We start from the raw sequence: 20696 nt of genomic DNA on the forward strand, positions 1-20696 counted from the left end.
CAGTTTCCGGCCCCCGAACCCGCCCCGGTGCCAGAAACAGATGTTGCAGAACCCGCCCACGCACGTCCGCTCGATTCTCATCCTCCAGACGAAATTCATCGGCGATCTTGTCCTCGCTTCCGCGCTCGCCAGAAACCTGCGCCTCCAATATCCAAAGGCCGGGATAGTGTTCCTTTGCGAGGCGAACTTTGCCAGTTTCCTGTTGGCTCATGGCATCGCCTCGGACGTGGTGGCGTTCCGACGCGTACGGATGCGTGGCACCCCTGTGCAGCGTGGTCGCGAGCTTTACGCGATGGTGCGCGCTCTGCGCCGGTTCCGGTTTGACCTGACCATCGACCTGGCCGATTCCAAAACCTCACGCATCATCGTCAGGCTCGTCAACGCCAAGACCCGCGTCGGATATGATCCTCCCGAAAAACCGTTGCGCTGGCTGGAACGCCAGCCCGCCAACGTCCTAGCCAAGCCGTTTGGCTTTGGTGGCCAGCATTATCTCTACCGCTATCTTTCGCCGCTTGGGGCGCTTGGCGTGGAGTTGCGTGCGCCGGTCCCTACGATTGAGCCGCTGCCGCTGGAGACCGCCAGGGCATTGGCGCTTCTCGACCGGCATCATCTCCGGCGTAACGCCTTCATAGCCGTTCATGCAGGAGCGAGCTTCCGGGGGCGGCAATGGCAGCCGGAACGTTTTGCGCTGGCGATCGACGAGATCTCGCGGCAGACCGGGTTGGACTTCCCGCTTGTCGGCGGCTCCGATGAACGGGCATCTGCCGAGCGCATCGTCGCCAAGGCCGCTTCGCCGGTCGTCAACGTGGTCGGGGCGCTGTCGCTGGCAACGCTGCTGGCGATCCTCGGCCAGGCATGCCTGTTTCTGGGGAACGAGAGTGGCCCGATGCACATGGCCGCCGCCGCGGGAACGCCGGTTGTTGGCCTGTTCGGCCTGACCGACCCGGCCGTCTGGGGCCCTGTCGGCGTGGCCAGTGTTACGCCGCGGCCCTCCATGCCTTGCGAGTGCATAGCCAGGGACCTGTGCCGCCGACCCGATCCGAGCAAGGCTTGCTGCGTCTGGCGACTTGAGGTCAAAGCGGTGATCGACGCAGTGCTCGCGATCCTTTCACGTAAGGTTAAGGACGTGGAGCACGCATTGTGACCTCGCGCTTGCCAAAGGTCAGGCCGGCGGTCAAATTGCCGCTGCCGACGCTTTTGCAGGGGCATCGTCCCGATTTCCGCCTTGATGGCGGTCTTGGGGTCGCCGCTTCAACTTTGATCCGGCCGACCTGGAAATAATCGATGCGCCCGTTCCAAAAGTATTTTTGCGCCATTGCGATATCGCTGTGGGCTGTTTCTCCTGGCAACGCCCAGTTGCTCGTCGCACCGACGCTGCACATCAAGGCCGAGGCGGGCGGCGGCCGCGTCGCGCTGACGCTCGATGCGTGCGGCGGAAGGACCGACACACGGATTGTCTCGGCGCTGGTGGAAAACAAGATTCCTGCCACCATTTTCGTCACCGGCATCTGGCTGAAGCACAACGCCGCCGCCGTCGAGATCATGCGGGCGCATCCCGAACTGTTTGAATTGGAAAACCATGGCGGCCGCCATGTCCCGGCTGTCGACACGCCGCAAAAGATCTACGGCATTCGCAGTGCCGGCAGCCCGGAGGCCGTGCTGGCCGAGGTCGAATCGGGTGCTGCCGCTCTTGCCGTGACCGGCGAACCGGCGCCGAAATGGTTTCGCGGCGCAACCGCCGAATACAGCCCGTCGGCAATCGCGATGATACGCAAGCTTGGTTTCAAGATCGCCGGGTTCTCAATCAACGGCGATGGCGGCTCATTGCTCGGCGCAAAAGAGACCGCCCGGCGCATTGCCGCGGCGAAGGACGGCGACGTCATCATCGCTCACATCAACCAGCCGACCCATGCGGCCGGCGAAGGCGTGGTGCAGGCACTTCTGGCGCTGAAGGCCAAGGGTCTCACCTTCGTGCGTCTCGACGATGCCGACGGCGTCGGCGATGAAGGCACCACCGACTGATCAGTCGGGCGTGGCCTCGATGGTCACCTTGTTCGGATAGAACGCGCCGTGGTCGCGGATATCGGCCATCTCGTCGAACGGCCGCTCATAGGCCCACATCGCATCCTTGCCTGCATCGCCGGCGGGCAGCACGCTCCAATAGCTGGCATCGCCCTTATAGGGGCAATGGGTCGAGTGTTCGGTCTTGCCAAGCTGTTTGAAGTCGATGTCGCCGAACGGAATGTAGAAAACCGGGGGGTAGGGCGATTCGGTCAGCACTTTGACCTTGTTGGACGAAGCGATGACGATATCGCCGGCGCGCACCGTCACGGTGCCCTTGTAAGGCTCGACGATGATGATCTTGCCGGGATTGCGCTGAAAGCCGGGTGCCGGGTTTGCGATCTGGTCCATGTCGGGTCTCCTTGCCTCAACCCAAGATGTGTCTGCCAAGAGCCTTGCGCAAGATCTGCCTGCCACCAGGCGGGCGTCGCCCGCGGGGAAGTCTCGCCTCTTTCTTCCGCTTCGCCGAAACTCAGGCGGCGGCCTGGAAGGCGTCCATCAGCCCGGCATAGGCGGCGGCAATGCCGGCCACCGGATTGGTGCTTTTCGAGGTGGTCTCGACCTTCAAAGCACCACCGCTGGTCGGCAAAGTGAGCAGCAGGAACTGGCGATTGCCGCCATCGCCGACCGATGCGGCGGCGACGTGCTGGGCTTCGCCCTCGTTCTCGACGCACATCTTGAACAAGAGCGTGCCGCCGACAGCTTCGAGGGCGCCGCCGACGACCTCGACGAATTCATCTTCGGAAACGGCTTTGGCGTCAGGCACCAGATCATCCTGCGCCACATCGGCTGCTACCAAATCGGCCAGGCTTTCGGCAAGCGTATTTTCCAGGGCTTTGTCGTCGAGCTGCGCGTCCATGCGAACCTCTTTCATTCGCCAATCGCGCCCCGCCGTTAATCAACGTTAACGCCGAGCATGGCCGGATTGTGGCGAATTCGGCCTCAATTGGCTCCATGCCCCGCTCCAGCCCGATCCTGGCTGGACAATCCGCCGGTTCGTCCCACAATGGCGAAAAAATAACGGGAGGAACAAGATGCTCGGGCTGATGCAGGAATGGCCGCTGCTTTGCCATAAGCTGATTGACAACGCCGAGCGGCAGCACGGCAGCCGCGAGATCGTGTCGCGTTCGATCGAGGGGCCGATCGTGCGCAGCAACTATGCCGAAATCCATCATCGTGCCCTGAAGGTCGCCGAGCGGCTCGAGCGTGGCGGCTTCGGGCTTGGCGACCGCATCGCGACCCTGGCCTGGAACACCGCGCGCCACATCGAGGCCTGGTACGGCATCATGGGTGTCGGCGCCATCTATCACACGCTCAACCCGCGGCTCTTTCCCGAGCAGATCACCTGGATCATGAACAATGCCGGGGACAAGGCGATCTTCGTTGACCTGACCTTCCTGCCGCTGCTCGAAAAGATCGCCGGCGCGGTCAAGTCGCTGAAGCAGGTTATCGTGCTGACCGACAACGCGCATATGCCGGAGACTGCGCTGCCCAATGTGGTTGCATACGAAGAATGGCTTGCTGAAGCCGACGGCAACTTCGCCTGGAGGACATTCGACGAAAACACCGCCGCCGGTATGTGCTACACCTCGGGCACGACGGGCGATCCGAAAGGCGTCCTCTACAGCCATCGTTCGAACGTGCTGCACGCCATGATCGCCGCGATGCCCGACGCCATGGGCCTGTCGTCGCGCGATACCATATTGCCGGTCGTGCCGATGTTTCACGCCAATGCCTGGGGCCTTGCCCAGAGCGCGCCGATGGTCGGCGCCAAGCTGGTCATGCCGGGTTGCAAAATGGATGGCGCTTCGCTCTACGAACTGCTCGACACCGAGCAGGCGACCTTCAGCGCCGCCGTGCCGACGGTGTGGATGATGCTCCTCCAGTATCTGGAAGAGACCGGCAAGGAACTGCCCTATCTGCAGAAAGTCGTCATCGGCGGCTCGTCCTGTCCACGCGCGCTCACGACGAAGTTTCAGGACAGTTACGATGTCCAAGTCGTCCACGCCTGGGGCATGACCGAGATGTCGCCGCTCGGCACGCTGTGCACCCTGAAGCCGGATTACGCCGGGCTGAAGGGCGAGGCCCGCCTCGGCGTCCAGCAGAAACAAGGCTTTACACCGTTCGGCATCGAAATGAAGGTGACGGACGACGCCGGCAACGAACTGCCATGGGACGGCAAGACCTTCGGCCGGCTCAAGGTCCGCGGGCCGGCCATCGCGCGCGCCTATTATGGCGGCATCGGATCCGAACAGTTCGATCAAGACGGCTGGTTCGATACCGGTGACGTCGCGCATATCGACCCCGGAGGCTATATGCAGATCACCGACCGCGCCAAGGACGTGATCAAGTCGGGCGGCGAATGGATCTCGACCATCGAGCTCGAGAACCTCGCGGTCGGCCATCCCGATGTGGCGGAGGCCGCCGCCATCGGCATTCCGCATTCGAAATGGGGCGAGCGGCCTTTGCTCGTGGTCGTGTGCAAGCCGGGCAGGGAGCCGACCAAGACGGATATTCTCGCTTTCATGGACGGCAAGGTGGCGAAGTGGTGGATGCCGGACGACGTCGCTTTTGTCGGCGAAATCCCACACACCGCTGCTGGCAAGATCCAGAAGATTACCTTGCGCCAGCAGTTCCGGGATTATCACCTGCCGACGGATTGACCGGAGATGCGGCGTCTTTGCGTCTTCAAGCCGCCGCTGAAAGGCACTATGCCTGTGTTCGGGTTGGGGCAGCGCGGAAACCAATGACGGGAATTCCCGAGCGACAAACGTCGAGGGCTGCCGGTTGGTCGCGGCGCGCCGGTGCGTTTTCGGCAGTCCTGCTGCTGACCGCTCTCATCGGCCATCGCTATGACCTCGTCGAGACCCAAGCTTTCCTATGGGTGCTTGGCATTGTCGCCTTGCTGGCCGCGTTTGCGCTTTTGTTTGCCGGGTTTGCCTTCGCGCGATTGTGGAACTTCGGTGATCGTGGCGGCCAAGACCTGACCGCCGGCGCCTTGCTGGCGTTTCTGGTGCTCATGCCTTACGCTGTCGGGGCCTATTGGGCGGCGACCTATCCGCCGCTGCGCGACATCTCGACGGATTTCGACGACCCGCCGGCGCTCGATATTTCTACCCGGACAAAGGATATGAACGAGCTTTTGCCGCCGACACCCGGCGAGCAGCGCCTGCAAATCGAAGCTTATCCGCTTGTTACCGGACGCAGCTACACCTTGCCTTTCGATCGCGTTCTGGAGGCGGTCAAAACGGTGCTCGATCGGCGCGGCTGGCAGCTCACGGCGCCGTTTCCAGACGCAGCAGGGCAAAGCGACGTGACGGTCGATGCGCTGGCCAAGAGCTTGCTGCTTGGTCTTCCCGCCGATGTCGCCATCCGCGTGACCGACGACGGCGATGCGGTCATCGTCGATATGCGCTCGGCCTCGCGTTACGGCCGCTACGACCTCGGCGACAATGCAGCGCGCATCACCGATTTCCTTTCCGAACTCGACCAGGAAGTCGCCGGCCAGGTGGGCGTGGCGCCGGCGGAATGATATCCGAAGTGTGCTACGTTGCCGGCGAATAGATGCCGTCGATAGCCGGCGCGCCATCGGTGTGGACCAGGCCGCGCGCCACCAGGTCTTCCAGGTGGGCAAGCACCGACAGGCCGGCCGCGCCATGCAGGCGCGGGTCGGTGTCTCGATAGATCGCGTCCACCATGTCCTTGATTGTCCGGTCGCCGCTGTTGATCCGCTCCAGAATTGCGCGTTCGCGCATTTTGCGATGCGTTTTCAATCCGCGCATGAAGCTGCGCGGCTCGGTCACCGGCCCACCATGACCGGGCAGCAGCAGCCGGTCGCCACGTTCGATCAGCCGATCGAGCGATGTCATGTAGTCGGCCATCGCGCCATCCGGCGGTGCGACGATCGTGGTTGCCCACGCCATGACGTGATCGGCCGAGAAAAGGATGCCGGTTCCCTCCAGCGCGAAGGCCGCGTGATTGGCGGTATGGCCGGGCGTCAGCACCGTCCGGATCGCCCAGCCGTCGCCGTCGATCACCATATTGTCTGGCAGCGCGATATCAGGAACAAAGTCGGCGTCGGCGCTGGCATCGAGCGGACTGACCTCGCCGGTATGCAACGGCCGCGCCGGGCGATGGCGGCCTTCCGCCAGCACCGCCGCACCGGTATGCTGCTTCAGCCGCGCCGCCAGCGGCGAATGGTCGCGATGCGTGTGGCTGACGAAGATATGGCTGACCGGCCTGGTCCCGATCGCTTCGAGCAGTGTTCGAAGATGTGCCTCGTCATCCGGTCCGGGATCGATCACCGCCAGCGTCTCGCGCCCGACGATATAGCTGTTAGTTCCGTGAAAGGTGAACGGGCTGGAGTTCCTGGCGGTGACGCGTTGAATACCAGGCGCAACGGCTACGCCCTGGCCATAGGCCGGATCGAAGCGTGTATCGAATTTCAGCGCCATGCGAACGTCGCGACCTTTTTTGGGGCGAGGGCAAAACCGATTGCCGCATAGCACGGAAGCCAATATAGGAAAACGCAAGGCCGCGTTCGGCGGCAATCCGGAACGGGGAAGACCATGGCAATTGCAACGACGATGCGTCCGCTTATTTCTCTCGCTCTGCCTGAAAAGGGCGCGGCCCGGCTGGCAGGACAGCTTTTGCTGGCGATCGCCGGAACGTTGCTGCTGATCTTGTCTGCCAAGACCAAGGTCATGCTCGGACCGGTAGACATCTCGATGCAGACGCTCGCCGTCTTCCTGATCGCTGCCTCCTTCGGCATGCGCCTTGGCGTCGCCACGCTGCTTCTCTACATGGCGGAGGGCGCGTTGGGCCTTCCGGTTTTCCAGAGCACGCCCGAAAAGGGCATCGGTATCGCTTACATGCTCGGTTCGACCGGCGGTTATCTAGCCGGCTTCGTCGTCATGGCGGCGATCGTCGGCTGGGCTGCCGACCGTGGCTGGGATCGCCATCCTATCAAGCTCTTCAATGCGATGCTGGTGGCCGAGATCGTCATGATGGGAATGGGCTTTGCCTGGCTGGCGCTGTTGATCGGCCCGGAAAAATCCTGGCAGTTCGGGGTGTTGCCCTTTATCGTCGGTGATCTGATCAAGGTTGCGCTGGCCGCGAGCCTGGTGCCGGCTGTCTGGTCGCTGTTGAAGCGTTCGTGAAGCCGGTCGAGCGGTGATAACCTGTTCTGCGCGACAGTGATTTTTCGCCGTAGTTGGTGTGGCCGTGCAGGATCTTTGTCGCTGGCGGCAGGCTTGTGCGCGACGCCATCCGTCACATTAGCTTCAAGTCGACGGACTAAGTACCAGGACCAACGGGCGATTCGTCACGACCAGCGTAACCAAGCACCTACGCATGGAAATAAATTGCTCGACACAGCATCTCAGCCAGCTGAAAAAGAAAGCGGCTCGATGATTATTTAGGCACAGCTAAATTTCTGGACAATGTGTAGGAAATTCTTAACCCAACCGCCTTGACTCTAGTGGCTTGGTTGCTTGCTGGTATCCACACACTGTCGTAACCGTTGACCTGAGATCATGCCGCCGACCGCCGAAGGAAGACACGTGAGTAGCGCGGAAAAAACAACGAGCAAGGCAACAGCCCTGTCGCCTGAGCCGACCGCCGCGCCGGCAACGCGCTGGTATGCGGCCAGCGTCTTTCCCGGGAAGGAGCATGTCGCAGAGCGGCATCTCCGGATCCAGGGATTCGAGCCCTTTGTGCCTCGCTGCGAGAAAACCGTGCGTCATGCCCGGCGGCTCGAAACACGGTCCGCAGCTTATTTCCCGGGTTATATGTTCATCGCCCTTGACGTCGCGCTGCAACGTTGGCGCTCGATCAACGGAACGTTCGGTGTGCGCTCCCTCGTCATGCAAGGGGACCGGCCTTTGCCTGTCCCCTCCGGTCTGGTAGAGCGCTTCATTGCGTTGACCGGCAGGCACGGCCTGCTCGACTTCAGTGGCGGCCTCGCAGCCGGTGCTTCGGTTCGGATCCTTTCCGGCCCGTTCGCGGAAATGATCGGTCGCCTTGACCGGCTCGATCCAGCCGGAAGGGCTCGGGTTCTGGTTGCGATCATGAATGGCGAGATACCTGTCGACCTTGATACCAGGGATCTCGTCGCCATCGCATAGTCGTAAGCATCGAGGTGCGGCGAGGCGATGCAAATTGTTGTAGGATCGGCTCTCGGGTTTTCACCCGGGAGTGCGGTAGCCGTTCTTCGGTGGGACTAGGCGCTGTCTGACGAGATCGTCTCGTCGGCGCTAATGAGAGTACGCGCTATGCGGATAACAATGATTGGTGCCGGCTATGTAGGGCTCGTCTCGGGCGCCTGCTTCGCCGACTTTGGCCATCAGGTCTGCTGCGTCGACCGGGATGCGGAAAAGCTTGCCATGCTCAAACTCGGCAAGATACCGATCTATGAGCCAGGGCTCGACGACCTCGTCACCACGAATACCGCGCAAGGTCGCTTGCGTTTCGACGACAATCTGGCCGATGCCGTTTCTCAATCGGATGTCGTCTTCATAGCCGTCGGCACGCCGTCACGGCGTGGCGATGGGCACGCCGATCTGTCCTTCGTTTACGATGCGGCCGCCGAAGTTGGCCGCGCGCTCAAAGGATTTACGGTCGTGGTGACGAAATCGACCGTCCCTGTCGGTACCGGCGATGAGGTGGAACGGATCATCCGCGAGCAAAATTCCGCCGCCGATTTTGCGGTGGTCTCCAATCCGGAGTTTCTTCGCGAAGGATCGGCAATCGAGGACTTCAAGCGGCCCGACCGCATCATTGTCGGGACCGATGCCGAAAGGGCCAAAGCCGTCATGGGCGAGATCTACCGTCCACTCTCGTTGAATGTCGCGCCGATATTCTATACGAGCCGGCGTACGGCTGAGCTTACCAAATATGCTGGCAACGCATTTCTGGCCATGAAGATCACCTTCATCAACGAAATTGCCGATCTCTGCGAGCGGTTGGGGGCCGATGTGCAGGACGTCGCGCGCGGCATCGGCATGGACAACCGCATCGGTGCAAAGTTTCTTCATGCTGGACCGGGCTATGGCGGCTCCTGTTTCCCGAAAGATACGCTGGCACTGGTCAAGACCGCGCAGGACGCGGCAAGCCCGGTGCGGCTGATTGAAACGACGGTCTCGATAAACGACCAGCGCAAGCGGGCGATGGCGCGCAAGGTGGTTGAGGCCTGCGGCGGCTCTGTGCGCGGCAAGACTGTCGGTATCCTTGGCCTTACGTTCAAGCCGAACACCGACGATATGCGCGACGCCCCCTCATTGACCATCATTCAGGCACTCCAGGATGCAGGCGCTTCGATCAAGGCCTATGATCCGGTCGGCATGGAGCAGGCGCGCAAGATGATAGAGGGCATTGAATTCGGGGAAAGCGCCTACGCGGTGGCCGACGGCGCGCATGCGATCGTCATCGTCACCGAGTGGAACGCGTTTCGGTCACTGGACCTGAAGCGGCTCCGTGCGCTCATGGCGACGCCGATAATGGTCGACCTGCGAAACGTCTACCGCAGCGAGGACGTCGTGAAGCAAGGGATAGCCTATTCCAGCGTTGGCCGAGAGCGGCATGTTGTCAGGTGAACGTCCGGCGACCTGGATTTCGATTTGCCCGAGTTCTGCGGAGAACTATGGAAGCAGCCAGACGCATTTGGAAAAAACTTAAATCCAGTAGCCCGCAAGAGAGCGTTTTAACTTGAACATAGTCATGATGAATCGGCCGAGACAGCGGCACCTTGTGCACAGGGTCAGGTTTCAACTCCTGGGCGGTTTGGCGTTCGCAATCCTGCTCCCCGCGCTGATCCGGATTCTGGTTGACCCGTCTCTTGCGTATTATACAAACCTGCAGATTACGATCTTTGCAGGCATCGTCGCGCATACAATAGGCTATTTCGCCTTTCGGCGAATCGGTAATTTCCCAGGCATTGCGGCTTCGGGTTACATATTTCCAACATTTGCATTGTCTTATGGGTTTGTTTATTTGGCGATTTTCCTGTTTCGAATTGAATATAGTGGTTTCCAGGCGGCCAGCAGCTTGACGTTGTCAATTCTCTGGTACTTTGTCTTGACCATCGTAAGCCGGCGCCTTGATCCTTACAGTCTTGCTGTGGTTCCAGGCGGCGCCGTTGGTCGTCTAGACGAGATAGGCGGGGTGAACTGGCATTGGCTTGTCTCCCCTGACATGATCATTGATCGCGTCAACGGCGTCGTTGCCGATCTGCGCGCCGATCTGTCCGACGATTGGGAGCGCTACATTGCCGACCGGGCGCTTGCGGGAGTTCCGGTCTACCATGTCAAGCAAATCACCGAATCGCTGACTGGTCGCGTCGAAATCGAGCATTTATCCGAAAACACGCTGGGCTCAATTAATCCCAACCAGGCCTATATCAAAATCAAACAGGCGATCGACTGGGTCTGTGCGCTGTTGGCGCTGATCGTGCTGGCGCCTTTCCTGTTGTTGATCGCGCTGATGATCAGGCTGGAATCTCCCGGACCCGCCATATTTCGCCAGGAGCGCCTGGGCTTCGGCGGAAAGTCATTTACGGTCTACAAGTTCCGGACGATGACCGTCAGTGAACCTGAGGCGGCAAACGTTCGCAGCCTCGCCGTCACCAAGCCGGGTGACAGCAGGGTTACCCGGCTCGGTCGCTTCCTTCGCAGAAGCAGAATTGACGAACTGCCGCAGTTGATAAATATCGTTCGTTCGGAAATGAGCTGGATCGGGCCTCGCCCTGAGGCGACAGTGTTGTCATCCCATTATTCGGTAGCGTTGCCATTCTACCGCTACCGAAATATCGTCCGTCCCGGAATTTCCGGGTGGGCTCAAGTGAATCAAGGATATGTGTCGGAAGACGACGACGAGACCGAGAAGCTGCACTATGATTTCTACTACATCAAGAATTTCTCGCCGTGGCTTGATTTCGTCATCGTGTTGAGAACGTTGAAGACTCTGCTAAGTGGGTTCGGATCTCGATAGAGACCGTGCTGAATTTTGCCTCCATCAAAATTTATCTGTCGAACACAGGGCCAGGACAATGCTTGGCCATCATGTGTTTAAAGCTGCCGAAGGGTATGAAATGAGCCGAAAAACCGCGCTAATTACGGGCATCACCGGCCAGGACGGTGCTTATCTCGCCGACCTCCTGCTCGCCAAGGGATATGCAGTCCACGGCATCAAGCGGCGTTCGTCGTCTTTCAATACGGGCCGTATCGATCATCTCTATCAGGACCCGCACGAAACCGGCGTCAATTTTTCGTTGCACTATGGCGACATGACCGATGCGACGAACCTGATCCGCATAATCCAGGAAGTGCAGCCGGACGAGATCTACAATCTCGCGGCGCAATCGCATGTCCAGGTGAGCTTCGAAACCGCGGAATATACGGCGAATGCCGACGCGATCGGCACATTGCGGCTTCTGGAAGCCATCCGGCTGCTTGGCCTGACAAAAAAGACGCGTTTCTATCAGGCATCGACTTCCGAGCTCTATGGCAAGGTGCAGGAGGTTCCACAGAAGGAAACGACGCCTTTTTACCCTCGCTCCCCCTATGCGGCCGCCAAGATCTATGGCTACTGGATCACGGTGAACTACCGCGAAGCCTATGGCATTCACGCTTCCAACGGAATTCTGTTCAACCACGAAAGCCCGATGCGCGGCGAGACGTTCGTCACCCGCAAGATCACGCGCGCGGCTGCCGCGATAAGCCTCGGCCTTCAGGACAAGCTTTATCTCGGCAACCTGTCTGCCGAGCGCGATTGGGGACATGCGCGCGACTATGTCGAAGGCATGTGGAGGATCCTTCAGCAGGAAACCCCGGACGACTATGTGCTGGCCACAGGGATCAAGAACTCCGTTCGGAAATTTGTCGAACTCGCCTTCGCCGAAGTAGGGGTCCGCATTCAGTGGAACGGTACCGGGGTTGACGAAAAGGGTGTCGACACGAAAACCGGCAGAATATTGGTCGAGGTCGATCCGCGCTATTTCCGGCCGACCGAGGTCGACCTGCTGCTCGGTGACCCTTCGAAGGCCGAACGGATCCTTGGCTGGAAGGCGACAACGTCGCTAGATGAGATGGTGGGCGAGATGGTTCAATCCGACCTCAAGGTGGTGGCGCGCGAATTCGAGCATCGCCGGCTTGACGAAGAGCACAACCGCAAGGCGGCCCGGTAGCCGCGACGAGCCCTGCGAACATGAAGATTTCCGTTCTAACGGTCTGCTGGAATTCGGCGGCAACGATTCGTCATACGCTCGACAGTTTCTTTGCCCAGGATCACCAGGACAAGGAATTGATCGTCGTCGACGGTGCATCGACCGACGAAACGCTCGCGATTGTCCGCTCCTATGCTGGGCAAGGATTGCAGGTCATCAGCGAGCCCGACCGCGGTATGTATGACGCGTTGAACAAAGGGCTGACACTTTGCACGGGTGAGGCGATCGGAGCCCTTAACGCGGACGACGCATTTCACGACGCTTCCGTGCTCGGCAAGATCAGCGAGGCGCTTGCTGAAAGCGATATTGTCCACGGCCACCTCGACTTTGTTGAAAACCATGAAAGCAAGCGAGTGGTCCGCCGCTGGCGAGCAGAGCCGAGACCCAGTGACGGGTTCCGCTCCGGCTGGATGCCTGCCCACCCGACCTTCTATGTCCGCCGCGCCGTTGCCGAAAAGAACGGGCCGTTCGATCTGACGCTCAAAGTCTCCTCGGACTACGACTGGATGCTGAGGGCCGTCGAGCTCCATGGCTTCAGGATCGGGACAATCGATCAGGTCCTCGTCGACATGATGGTCGGAGGCGCCAGCACAAGGAGCTTCCGTTCGCATATCGGGCACAACCTGGAAGCGTTGCGTGCCAGGCGCCGTTGGCTCGGATCCGGCCCCGTCGACTATGCGCTCATTGCCAAACCGGCGCGGAAAATCCGGCAGTTCGTTTTCGCGCGGCGAGGTTAGGCGAGGATGAGTGCTGTCTTCCTGGGCGAGGAAGCTAGTCACGTGGCTTCTCGTCACTTGCAGCGGGGCGGTCCGGCCTAGTGCAATCAGTCGCTTCCTCTAAACCTGGCAAGGCCGAATGTTTCGAAGCATCTTGACGGTCCTGTCGGGGTCGGTAATTGCGCAGATCATTGCAGTTGCTGTTCTGCCCGCGCTGACACGACTCTACGATGCGGAAGCATTCGGTCGCTATCAGATCTATGTTTCCATACTGAACGTAGCGGTCATCTTTGTCGCCTTCCGTTACGAATTGGCGATCCTAAGCGCGAGACCGGGGCCAATTTTGGAGAACCTGCTGAAATTAACATTTCGGCTCTGCATGTTGACCAGCATCATTGCATTTTTCGTCTCCGGCACCGTCGACTTGTGGATGCCAGGCGTCGCATCATCTTTGAAGGGCGTTCTCTTCTTCTTGCCGGCCGCGATGGCAATCGCGGGAATCTATCAGATGCTCAGCTATTTGCCGATCCGCGAACGTGACTACCGCCTCAGTGCACGTTCGAAGATCTCTCAATCGGTGGGTTTCTCGGTCGGTGCCCTTGGATGTGCCGTTCTGTCTTTCGTAGGAGTTGGCCTGGTTCTGGCCGACACGTTCGGAAGAGTCGTCGGAAGTATTTCTATCCTCCTTGGTAGCGGCAAGCTCTGGCGAACGTTGATCTCTCCTGCCTCCTTTCCTGTAATGAAAATTACGGCAATTCGCTTCCAAAAGTTCGGGTTTCTCACGTTCCCGGGAGCCCTTCTATCTGCGCTCAGCGCAGCTATTGTGCCGTTTGCCTTTTTCGCCCTATTCGACCTCACAGTTGCTGGACAGTACGCACTTGTAGAGCGGTTCATTTTGATGCCCGTCGGGATCATCGCGATGGCGATCTCGCAAGTCTTTACAGGGGAATTCTCTACGCTCTATCGCTCTGACAAAAGGAGCTTGAATCGCGCATTTCGACGTTCGCTCCTCTACTTGCTCGCCGTCGGCCTTTTGCCAACGATTTTGGGAATGCTGCTCTCGGCGAAGGTGGTTCCCCTCATCTTTGGAACAGACTGGGCACTAGCCGGAAAACTGTGTGCCATCGGATTTCCGATCGCATATATGCGTTTTGTGGCAATCGCGGTGACCATGACTCTTGTCGTTGTCGATCGCCAATCGCTTCAGTTCACCTGGGAACTGAGCAGGTTTGTCTTTACGCTGTGTGTCTTCGGCTGGGTCTGGTGGGTGGAACCGGGCAGTCCAGCAACCGTCATGGTCTGGTATGGTCTGGCAACTGCCGTCAGCTATGCTCTTCACTTGGCATTTTGCGACCGGGCGACGAGAGCGGTAAGTCTGCAGGCAGAGATGAGCGAACGGGTAATGGCATGAATCTAAGGATAGCAATGTAGATGCTGTCTCCCAATCAAACAGTTGGCACGAAGGGTGGTGCGGTGGTTCTCAAGAGGTTTATCGGTTGGAACAGGTGCGCCGCCGCCTGGCTCGAACGCCGCTTGCCCAGGGTTTTCGGCGCCCCGTCCTACAAAGCGGAGCTCGAGCGCCGTATCGCCGACGACATTGCACGGCTCAGGCCTTCGGCAATCCTGGAGGTCGGCGGGATCGACCGGCCACTTCTGCAGCGCGGTCACGGCTTTAGCTATATTGGCCTGGATATCGAGGAGCGGCCTGACTGCTATACCGTCTACGATCGATTTATCGTCCAGTCGATCGAGCAGCCAGTCAATGTCGAGGCAGATATGCTTATTTCCATCACGTTGATGGAGCACGTGCCGGACAACAGAGCAGCATCGAGCTCGATGTTTTCCGCATTGCGGCCAGGCGGTGCGATGCACCACTACATGCCCTCGAAATGGCATCCTTATTCGATCGCGCTGCGGCTCGTCGGGCCAGTTATGCAAAAATGGCTGATTCCTTACCTCCGGCCGTCGGCGGTGGGCGTTACTGGGTATCCGGCCTTTTTCGACCATTGCTCGCCCTCGGATATGGCAAAGGTGTTTCGCCAGCAAGGATTCGAGAAGATTGATGTCATGCCATTCTACCGTGCCAGCGATTACTTCGCTTTCTTTCTGCCTGCCTATGTTTCCGTCGCTCTATTCGAGAACCTTTGTGCGGCCTTGGACTGGCGCGTCTTCTGTTCAGGTTTCGTCATCAGCGCCATAAGACCCGCAGACTAGCTGCCAGCAAGAACGAGGCCATGCGACTTTTTCAAAATTCCGGGATCAATCCTACCTATCAACCTCGGTTGGCCGATCTCGTCGGCAGCGCCAGCGGATTCGAGCAGCAGAAGGACGTATTTTTGAACGATCGCTACGGCGCCGCGCACATTCTTTTGCCGGTGCTTGACCGTCATCCGGAGGCGTTCTTTACAAATGGCGATGACGAATCGCTGCAGCGGGCGTGGGCACGCGAAAACGGGCTTGGCGAAGACACGCCATTGGAAGACATCCTTCTTGCCCAGATCGAGCATCATAAGACAGATGTCTTCTACAATCTGGACCCATTTCGTTACGGCGCCGCTTTTGTGCGCCGCTTGCCTGGGCACGTGAAACGAAAGATTGCCTGGCGCGCCGCACCAGGCAAGATCGACTTTTCTGGTTATGACCTCGTGCTTTGCAACTTTCCGTCCATGCGACAGATCTGGGAAGAGCAGGGCGCCAGGACGGCGGACTTCTTTCCGGCTCACGACTCGGAGCTCGATAGAGTGGCTGCGAATCGGAACAGAGACATCGATGTCCTGTTCTTCGGCGGCTATAGTCGCCACCACCAGCGTCGGCGGGAGATCCTGGAGACGGTCGCGCGTCTTGCCGGCCGCCGCCACATTGTCTTTCATTTGCATTTGTCACGCTATACGCCGCTCGCAGAGACGCCGCTTGGCTGGTTCGGTCCGCTGAGCGCGGTGCGCCGCCCGCCTGCGATCCGCAAAGTCAGCGCGCCTCCCGTATTCGGTCGCGCCATGTATGCAGAGCTTGGAAGGGCCAAGGTCGTGATCAATGCCTCGATCGACATGGCAGGCCCGGATCGTGGCAACATGCGCTGTTTCGAAACGATGGGCGCTGGAGCTCTGCTGGTTTCCGACTCCGGTAACTACCCCGGGCCGATGCGCGATGGCGAAACCATGATTGTCTATGAGCAGCCGCAAGACGTCTCGAAAAGAATCGAACAGCGGCTGGACGATGGGAGCTGGGACAGGATCGGCTGGGCCGGCAACCGCGCGATTCGTGAAGAATACAGCAAGCAGCGCCAATTCGAGCGGTTTGTCGAACTGGCCTAGCCGCCCATTGACTTCACGGCCAATAGCGACGTTGTGTTTTGATGGCTGGGAATCCTCTGTGTGCCAACGAATTTTTGGTATGCTTGCTCTGAACACCTGCAGGAATTTCTTGTCATAGCTGGCCCTTGAGGCTCCTTCGTGGGAGGCGAGCCTTTGTCAGACGATTGGTTTTTTTGGAGATACGCACATGTATGGAAAAATTGCCGACGAGGTCGAACGGCGCCTGGCAACCTTCGGGTTTCGTATCGCCACCTGGGACGATGCGCGATCGTGCGGCAAGCTCTACGCGGGGCGGCTGACACGCAATCTCCCTCAGTTCGATACGCATATCGGACTGACGCCCTACAGCCCGTCACCTCGCAACATCAACCACGATGTGACGCAGCCGATGCCGCTAAGAGAATGCATCGATATTTATCAATCCGAGGATGTCTTTGAACACGTAGCGTACGAGAAACTGCCGCAGATTTTTGCGTACATCCATACCGTGCTGAAGCCGGGCGGATTGTTCCGGATGAGCGTGCCCGATTATCGTTTCGATGTTTACCGGGATCGGTCCGTCAAGGATGGCGATCGGTTCGTATTCGACCCTGTCGGTGGCGGCAGATATGAAAATGGCGTCGTCACCGGCGGCGGGCATTTGTGGTTCCCGACATACGAAAGCGTCACTGCACTCGCAGCCGCAAGTCCATTCTCGAAATGGGAGGTGCTTGAAGGTTACGATCCGGACGGCAACGCGATCATCAAGCCCGTCGACGAATCATATGGACGGGTGCTGCGCACTTCATATAGAGACCCCCGTGTCGCGAGCCGCCCACGTCCATTGTCCATGATCATGGACTTGTGGAAGTAGCTCGACCGCTACGGCGCGGAAGCCGGCTCGCAAATTCCATTTGGGCATTCGGTTGCCCGAGAACCGCGGCGTGTCACCGGATCAAGCTTAACGGCAACTTTAGCCAACATGTATGATGAGCCGGTGCCAACCGTTGTCTCAACTGGACAAGGCATGGTATCGCTGTTGCCGTTTAACTAGTGAACCTCCAGCCCCATGTACATCAGCAAACACGTTCCGATCTACAAGGACTTATGGGCCTGGAGTTTCGCCCTGGCGGTTGCCGGTTATCCACTAATAGGAGTTTTCTCGTCTGCTACGGGGCGGGAGGACGCAAAATTATCGATCGCCTTCCGCATCTTGGTAATTGCTCTAAGCGGCATCGCATTTTTTTGGTCGGACCGGCACAAGGCATGGCGATTCGGAGATGTGTGGCTATTTGCCTTCGCCGCGCTCTACCTAACAAAACTCGGCATCGATGCCGATTACAACATCGATGGAGCGTCGGACGCGCTCGTATTTGCCCTGATCACTTCGGTTGTGCCAGCTGCTCTTCTGGCGTTATCGACAAATACGTGGTCGGAGATCAACGTGGCGTGGGCACTTTTCACCGTCGGCGCATTGAGTGTGGCGGGTATCGTTTGGCTCCAATACAGTGGTTCAAATGCAGTGCTGGTCGATACGACAGATCGTGTTTATTTCGAAAGATTGAATCCCATATCCGTAGGTCATGCCGGCCTGACGACACTTATAGCGTCATACACCCTGCTTAGGTTTGATCAAAGCAAGATCATAAAGATTGTTATCCTGAGTGTAGTGTCTGCCTCGGCAGTCGCTATCTATCTAGCGGCGGCCCGCGGGCCGCTTGTCGCTTTGGGGTGTTGTATCGTTTTATTTCCCTTACTCCGTCCGAATTTCACGACCATGCTCGTGTGCTTGTTGTTTGTTGCCGGAGCGGTATTGGCGTTGGCCATCACTGACATAACGCCGCTGCTCGACAAATTCCATCTGACGGTGATCGGGAAAGACAATTCGACCACCGAACGGCTCGGATCGATTTCGCTCTCGTGGGGACTGTTTCAGCAAAGCCCTTTGTTTGGCTGGGGCACGCAATTGCCTTTGTTCGTATACCCCCACAATATGTTCATGGAGATCCTTCAATCGGCTGGTCTTCTCGGTATGGCAATATTTATCCCGGTTTTCGTTAAACTGGGAATGGCGATAAAATTCCTAGCCGACAAACGCCTGGTGCTTTTGCCGCTTCTGGCCACGCAAGCCATCGTCGGCGCGCAGTTCTCCGGATCCCTTTGGGGGTCAGCATTCCTCTGGATCGTCGTCACGGTCTTGATTTTCCGGGTCAATGCCATGAGGTCATTTGACCAATGGTCGCAGCGGCGCATGGCGTGGCGTACCCCTGCTCGATTTGCTGTGGCCGGCGAGGGTTGGGCAGCGAATAATGTTGCCGCTCGGAAGTGAGATGCGCGTTCGCCGTATTTTCGGCACTATTGCGCTTCGTCAATCTCGCTCAAGAATTTCAAGGTAGCCTGCCACCACTCGGCTTTTTCATCCCATTTTACTGGCCCGTCGCTTAGACCGCCACGCATCGTACCCCAGATGACGATCCCGTCTGCCAATCTTCTGCAAGTGTCTAGTTGAGCATACCAGAAGTCGCCGGGCAGGAAAGCTAGGGTCTTTTGAAACTGCGGCCATAAGAAGCAGTAAACCGGTTTTCCTTGCGCGACCCGTCGGGCTTCACCGATGTTGGCTTGCGCATAGGCTATCCAGGCATCCTGATCCCCATAAAACGTGTAGAGGGATGGAAACAGCGCGTCGACGTAGGGGACAAGAGCGGAGGCGATCCTGGTGTTTTGCTGCTTCCAGTCCTCCTGAGCCGCGGCACCATCATGGCCGATCGCTCTCCAATGATCCCTGATCGGCATGACGCCGTAGAAGCCGAGCTTGACGTTCGGGTCTGCCCTTCTGAAAAGGCTCAAAGTTTGTTGATATTTAGCAATTGAAGATGCTTGGTCGGGGCCTTCCAACGGCCAGTTTTCGATGTCGATCACCAGGAAATGGTTGCTCCTTGGCAGTTCTAGAGCTTGCCGCACCTGGTTGGCATTCGGCACGTCCAATCCCAGGACGTGTGGATCCGCAATCGTGAGATGGTCCAGGCCGAACGAGCGGAAATCTTTTGGCCCGTTCTCAAACAGCAAAGTCTCGAAAACCTTGAACGGTTGGCGAGCCTGCGGCAATGCGGGCCACGTGCCGGCCAAAAGGCACATCACACAGGAAACAGTCTTGAAAAACGAGACGTTGCGCATCCGGCCTCGCCAATTCGCGAACGTTTGCGCTGGTGAAAATCGCATGGATTGAATTCCTCATGACCTGAACTTGACGAGTCAAGAAACGGTAGCGTAGCTGGAAAATTCGAACAACGTCCTGGTGAAGAGAGGGATGCATTGTCGCAGGGTGACAGGGGCAGGCCGTGCTTCTTAGCAGCCGGAAATTATCCGCGGTGGAACAGTGGACGAGCGAAGCACGCAAGCCTATGACCGAGGCGCTGCTGCACGCGCCAATCTGGGCCTCGCGGCGGCCGTTGTGGACGCATCTGACAAATCTGACGAGGAGATCGAGATCGCTGTGACCAAGAACGTGCCGCCTTACGCAGTTGCCGAACATCCGGCGCGGATCATTCAACACATGGTTTCTCTCCATGCCTGAAATGGCCATGACCTGGGAAGATGCCGTTCGCTGGTGCATGAACGAGCCATCGATGAAGGATCTCGCCCGTGCCGCTTATTTCGATGATCCGGTCGCCGCGGCGCAGCGTTACCACGAAAGTGCGGAGTTTCAGGCGGTTCGCGGCATGATCCCGCGCAAGGCGGGGCGTGCTCTTGATCTCGGCGCCGGCAACGGCATCCTCTCCTATGCCCTGGCGCGCGAGGGTTGGTCGGTTACTGCTGTCGAGCCTGATCCCAGCGCGCTGGTCGGTGCTGCTGCAATCCGGACGCTTGCCGAAAAGACAGGCACGAACATCGATGTGCTCGAAGCGTTCGGCGAGGCTATCCCGCTGAGCGCCGCCGGCTATGATCTGGTCGTTGCCAGGCAAGTGCTTCATCATGCCCATGACCTGCCGGCATTCTGCCGCGAAGTTGCGCGGCTCTCCCGCGATGGCGCGACGTTCCTGTCGTTGCGCGACCATGTGATTTCCGGACCGAAACAGCTGGAACCGTTTCTGCGCGCTCATCCGCTGCATCATCTCTATGGCGGGGAGAATGCCTTCACGCTAACAGACTACCGCGCTGCGCTGCAGGGGGCAGGGCTGACGATCGATCGCGAAATGAGCTCTTTCCAATCCGTCGTGAATTATGACCCGATGACAGCATCCGAAATTCGCGAGAGGCTCGCGGGAGTCTTCGGCCCGCTGTCGGGGCTCGTCCGCACGGCCCTGTCGCCTCTGCCCTTCGGTGCCGTTGCCGCGGTAGCAGCACTGCTCGACCGCCGGCCCGGCCGCCTGGTTTCTTTCCTTTGCCATAAGCAAGGGAAGGGCTGAGTTG

21 protein-coding genes are annotated in these 20696 nt (G+C 58.9%); 17 read left to right on the forward strand and 4 right to left on the reverse strand.

What is annotated here, in order from left to right:
* Nucleotides 1-40: 40 nt before the first annotated feature.
* The gene (locus tag NKK47_RS24305) at nucleotides 41-1144 is read left to right on the forward strand and encodes a glycosyltransferase family 9 protein (RefSeq protein WP_352578516.1); all 1104 of its coding nucleotides are present in this window, start codon (nucleotides 41-43) and stop codon (nucleotides 1142-1144) included.
* 140 nt (nucleotides 1145-1284) lie between these two features.
* A complete protein-coding gene (locus tag NKK47_RS24310) occupies nucleotides 1285-2022 on the forward strand; it encodes a polysaccharide deacetylase family protein (protein ID WP_352578517.1) in 738 nt (245 codons plus the stop codon).
* On the opposite strand, the gene NKK47_RS24315 is transcribed toward NKK47_RS24310, so the two are convergent.
* Both NKK47_RS24315 and NKK47_RS24320 read right to left on the reverse strand, forming a co-directional pair.
* Complete coding sequence (locus tag NKK47_RS24315; RefSeq protein ID WP_352578518.1) at nucleotides 2023-2412, reverse strand: DUF427 domain-containing protein; 390 nt, start codon at nucleotides 2410-2412, stop codon at nucleotides 2023-2025.
* Between the two features lie 121 nt (nucleotides 2413-2533).
* Entirely contained in the window at nucleotides 2534-2920 is a 387-nt protein-coding gene (locus tag NKK47_RS24320) for a hypothetical protein (protein WP_352451722.1), read from the reverse strand.
* A 175-nt stretch (nucleotides 2921-3095) separates the two neighbouring features.
* Here NKK47_RS24320 and NKK47_RS24325 point away from each other — a divergent pair, with 175 nt between their 5' ends.
* Nucleotides 3096-4724: a fatty-acid--CoA ligase gene (locus NKK47_RS24325; RefSeq protein ID WP_352578519.1), complete on the forward strand. Its 1629-nt coding sequence runs from the start codon at nucleotides 3096-3098 to the stop codon at nucleotides 4722-4724.
* An 83-nt stretch (nucleotides 4725-4807) separates the two neighbouring features.
* A complete protein-coding gene (locus NKK47_RS24330; protein WP_352578520.1) occupies nucleotides 4808-5593 on the forward strand; it encodes a DUF1499 domain-containing protein in 786 nt (261 codons plus the stop codon).
* Between the two features lie 13 nt (nucleotides 5594-5606).
* On the opposite strand, the gene NKK47_RS24335 is transcribed toward NKK47_RS24330, so the two are convergent.
* Complete coding sequence (locus tag NKK47_RS24335; protein ID WP_352578521.1) at nucleotides 5607-6515, reverse strand: MBL fold metallo-hydrolase; 909 nt, start codon at nucleotides 6513-6515, stop codon at nucleotides 5607-5609.
* A 114-nt stretch (nucleotides 6516-6629) separates the two neighbouring features.
* Here NKK47_RS24335 and NKK47_RS24340 point away from each other — a divergent pair, with 114 nt between their 5' ends.
* From NKK47_RS24340 to NKK47_RS24390, 11 genes are all read left to right on the forward strand, one after another.
* On the forward strand, nucleotides 6630-7220 hold the full coding sequence (locus NKK47_RS24340) for a biotin transporter BioY (protein ID WP_352578522.1): 591 nt from the start codon (nucleotides 6630-6632) through the stop codon (nucleotides 7218-7220).
* 375 nt (nucleotides 7221-7595) lie between these two features.
* Nucleotides 7596-8186, forward strand: coding sequence for a transcription termination/antitermination protein NusG (gene nusG, locus NKK47_RS24345; protein ID WP_352456046.1), 591 nt, complete (start codon nucleotides 7596-7598; stop codon nucleotides 8184-8186).
* Between the two features lie 147 nt (nucleotides 8187-8333).
* Entirely contained in the window at nucleotides 8334-9653 is a 1320-nt protein-coding gene (locus tag NKK47_RS24350) for a UDP-glucose dehydrogenase family protein (protein ID WP_352578524.1), read from the forward strand.
* A gap of 124 nt (nucleotides 9654-9777) precedes the next feature.
* Nucleotides 9778-11046: a sugar transferase gene (locus NKK47_RS24355; RefSeq protein ID WP_352578525.1), complete on the forward strand. Its 1269-nt coding sequence runs from the start codon at nucleotides 9778-9780 to the stop codon at nucleotides 11044-11046.
* A gap of 100 nt (nucleotides 11047-11146) precedes the next feature.
* The gene (gene gmd, locus NKK47_RS24360; protein WP_352578526.1) at nucleotides 11147-12241 is read left to right on the forward strand and encodes a GDP-mannose 4,6-dehydratase; all 1095 of its coding nucleotides are present in this window, start codon (nucleotides 11147-11149) and stop codon (nucleotides 12239-12241) included.
* A 20-nt stretch (nucleotides 12242-12261) separates the two neighbouring features.
* Nucleotides 12262-13017 carry a glycosyltransferase family 2 protein gene (locus NKK47_RS24365; protein ID WP_352578527.1) on the forward strand — a complete coding sequence of 252 codons (756 nt, stop codon included), beginning with the start codon at nucleotides 12262-12264 and terminating at the stop codon, nucleotides 13015-13017.
* A 133-nt stretch (nucleotides 13018-13150) separates the two neighbouring features.
* Nucleotides 13151-14407, forward strand: a complete 1257-nt coding sequence (locus NKK47_RS24370; protein WP_352578528.1) for a lipopolysaccharide biosynthesis protein — start codon at nucleotides 13151-13153, stop codon at nucleotides 14405-14407.
* 20 nt (nucleotides 14408-14427) lie between these two features.
* Nucleotides 14428-15210, forward strand: coding sequence for a methyltransferase domain-containing protein (locus NKK47_RS24375; RefSeq protein ID WP_352578529.1), 783 nt, complete (start codon nucleotides 14428-14430; stop codon nucleotides 15208-15210).
* Between the two features lie 20 nt (nucleotides 15211-15230).
* A complete protein-coding gene (locus NKK47_RS24380; RefSeq protein WP_352578530.1) occupies nucleotides 15231-16307 on the forward strand; it encodes a glycosyltransferase family protein in 1077 nt (358 codons plus the stop codon).
* A gap of 187 nt (nucleotides 16308-16494) precedes the next feature.
* The gene (locus tag NKK47_RS24385) at nucleotides 16495-17160 is read left to right on the forward strand and encodes a methyltransferase domain-containing protein (protein ID WP_352578531.1); all 666 of its coding nucleotides are present in this window, start codon (nucleotides 16495-16497) and stop codon (nucleotides 17158-17160) included.
* A gap of 195 nt (nucleotides 17161-17355) precedes the next feature.
* Complete coding sequence (locus NKK47_RS24390) at nucleotides 17356-18615, forward strand: O-antigen ligase family protein (RefSeq protein WP_352578532.1); 1260 nt, start codon at nucleotides 17356-17358, stop codon at nucleotides 18613-18615.
* A 26-nt stretch (nucleotides 18616-18641) separates the two neighbouring features.
* Here the strand turns inward: NKK47_RS24390 and NKK47_RS24395 are convergent, their stop codons facing one another.
* Nucleotides 18642-19460: a hypothetical protein gene (locus NKK47_RS24395; RefSeq protein ID WP_352578533.1), complete on the reverse strand. Its 819-nt coding sequence runs from the start codon at nucleotides 19458-19460 to the stop codon at nucleotides 18642-18644.
* Nucleotides 19461-19662: 202 nt separating this feature from the next.
* Here NKK47_RS24395 and NKK47_RS24400 point away from each other — a divergent pair, with 202 nt between their 5' ends.
* On the forward strand, nucleotides 19663-19860 hold the full coding sequence (locus NKK47_RS24400) for a hypothetical protein (RefSeq protein ID WP_352578535.1): 198 nt from the start codon (nucleotides 19663-19665) through the stop codon (nucleotides 19858-19860).
* A 7-nt stretch (nucleotides 19861-19867) separates the two neighbouring features.
* Nucleotides 19868-20692 carry a class I SAM-dependent methyltransferase gene (locus tag NKK47_RS24405; RefSeq protein ID WP_352578536.1) on the forward strand — a complete coding sequence of 275 codons (825 nt, stop codon included), beginning with the start codon at nucleotides 19868-19870 and terminating at the stop codon, nucleotides 20690-20692.
* The last annotated feature ends 4 nt before the right edge of the window (nucleotides 20693-20696 follow it).

Source organism: Mesorhizobium sp. M0019, from assembly GCF_040323975.1.
Taxonomy (GTDB): Bacteria; Pseudomonadota; Alphaproteobacteria; order Rhizobiales; family Rhizobiaceae; genus Mesorhizobium.

Excerpts from the sequence above, each read along its gene's own strand:
- NKK47_RS24305 (WP_352578516.1), top strand. The coding sequence starts at position 41 with ATGTTGCAGAACCCGCCCACGCACGTCCGCTCGATTCTCATCCTCCAG.
- NKK47_RS24310 (WP_352578517.1), top strand. The coding sequence starts at position 1,285 with ATGCGCCCGTTCCAAAAGTATTTTTGCGCCATTGCGATATCGCTGTGG.
- NKK47_RS24315 (WP_352578518.1), bottom strand. The coding sequence starts at position 2,412 with ATGGACCAGATCGCAAACCCGGCACCCGGCTTTCAGCGCAATCCCGGC.
- NKK47_RS24320 (WP_352451722.1), bottom strand. The coding sequence starts at position 2,920 with ATGGACGCGCAGCTCGACGACAAAGCCCTGGAAAATACGCTTGCCGAA.
- NKK47_RS24325 (WP_352578519.1), top strand. The coding sequence starts at position 3,096 with ATGCTCGGGCTGATGCAGGAATGGCCGCTGCTTTGCCATAAGCTGATT.
- NKK47_RS24330 (WP_352578520.1), top strand. The coding sequence starts at position 4,808 with ATGACGGGAATTCCCGAGCGACAAACGTCGAGGGCTGCCGGTTGGTCG.
- NKK47_RS24335 (WP_352578521.1), bottom strand. The coding sequence starts at position 6,515 with ATGGCGCTGAAATTCGATACACGCTTCGATCCGGCCTATGGCCAGGGC.
- NKK47_RS24340 (WP_352578522.1), top strand. The coding sequence starts at position 6,630 with ATGGCAATTGCAACGACGATGCGTCCGCTTATTTCTCTCGCTCTGCCT.
- nusG (WP_352456046.1), top strand. The coding sequence starts at position 7,596 with ATGCCGCCGACCGCCGAAGGAAGACACGTGAGTAGCGCGGAAAAAACA.
- NKK47_RS24350 (WP_352578524.1), top strand. The coding sequence starts at position 8,334 with ATGCGGATAACAATGATTGGTGCCGGCTATGTAGGGCTCGTCTCGGGC.
- NKK47_RS24355 (WP_352578525.1), top strand. The coding sequence starts at position 9,778 with ATGATGAATCGGCCGAGACAGCGGCACCTTGTGCACAGGGTCAGGTTT.
- gmd (WP_352578526.1), top strand. The coding sequence starts at position 11,147 with ATGAGCCGAAAAACCGCGCTAATTACGGGCATCACCGGCCAGGACGGT.
- NKK47_RS24365 (WP_352578527.1), top strand. The coding sequence starts at position 12,262 with ATGAAGATTTCCGTTCTAACGGTCTGCTGGAATTCGGCGGCAACGATT.
- NKK47_RS24375 (WP_352578529.1), top strand. The coding sequence starts at position 14,428 with ATGCTGTCTCCCAATCAAACAGTTGGCACGAAGGGTGGTGCGGTGGTT.
- NKK47_RS24380 (WP_352578530.1), top strand. The coding sequence starts at position 15,231 with ATGCGACTTTTTCAAAATTCCGGGATCAATCCTACCTATCAACCTCGG.
- NKK47_RS24385 (WP_352578531.1), top strand. The coding sequence starts at position 16,495 with ATGTATGGAAAAATTGCCGACGAGGTCGAACGGCGCCTGGCAACCTTC.
- NKK47_RS24390 (WP_352578532.1), top strand. The coding sequence starts at position 17,356 with ATGTACATCAGCAAACACGTTCCGATCTACAAGGACTTATGGGCCTGG.
- NKK47_RS24395 (WP_352578533.1), bottom strand. The coding sequence starts at position 19,460 with ATGCGCAACGTCTCGTTTTTCAAGACTGTTTCCTGTGTGATGTGCCTT.
- NKK47_RS24405 (WP_352578536.1), top strand. The coding sequence starts at position 19,868 with ATGACCTGGGAAGATGCCGTTCGCTGGTGCATGAACGAGCCATCGATG.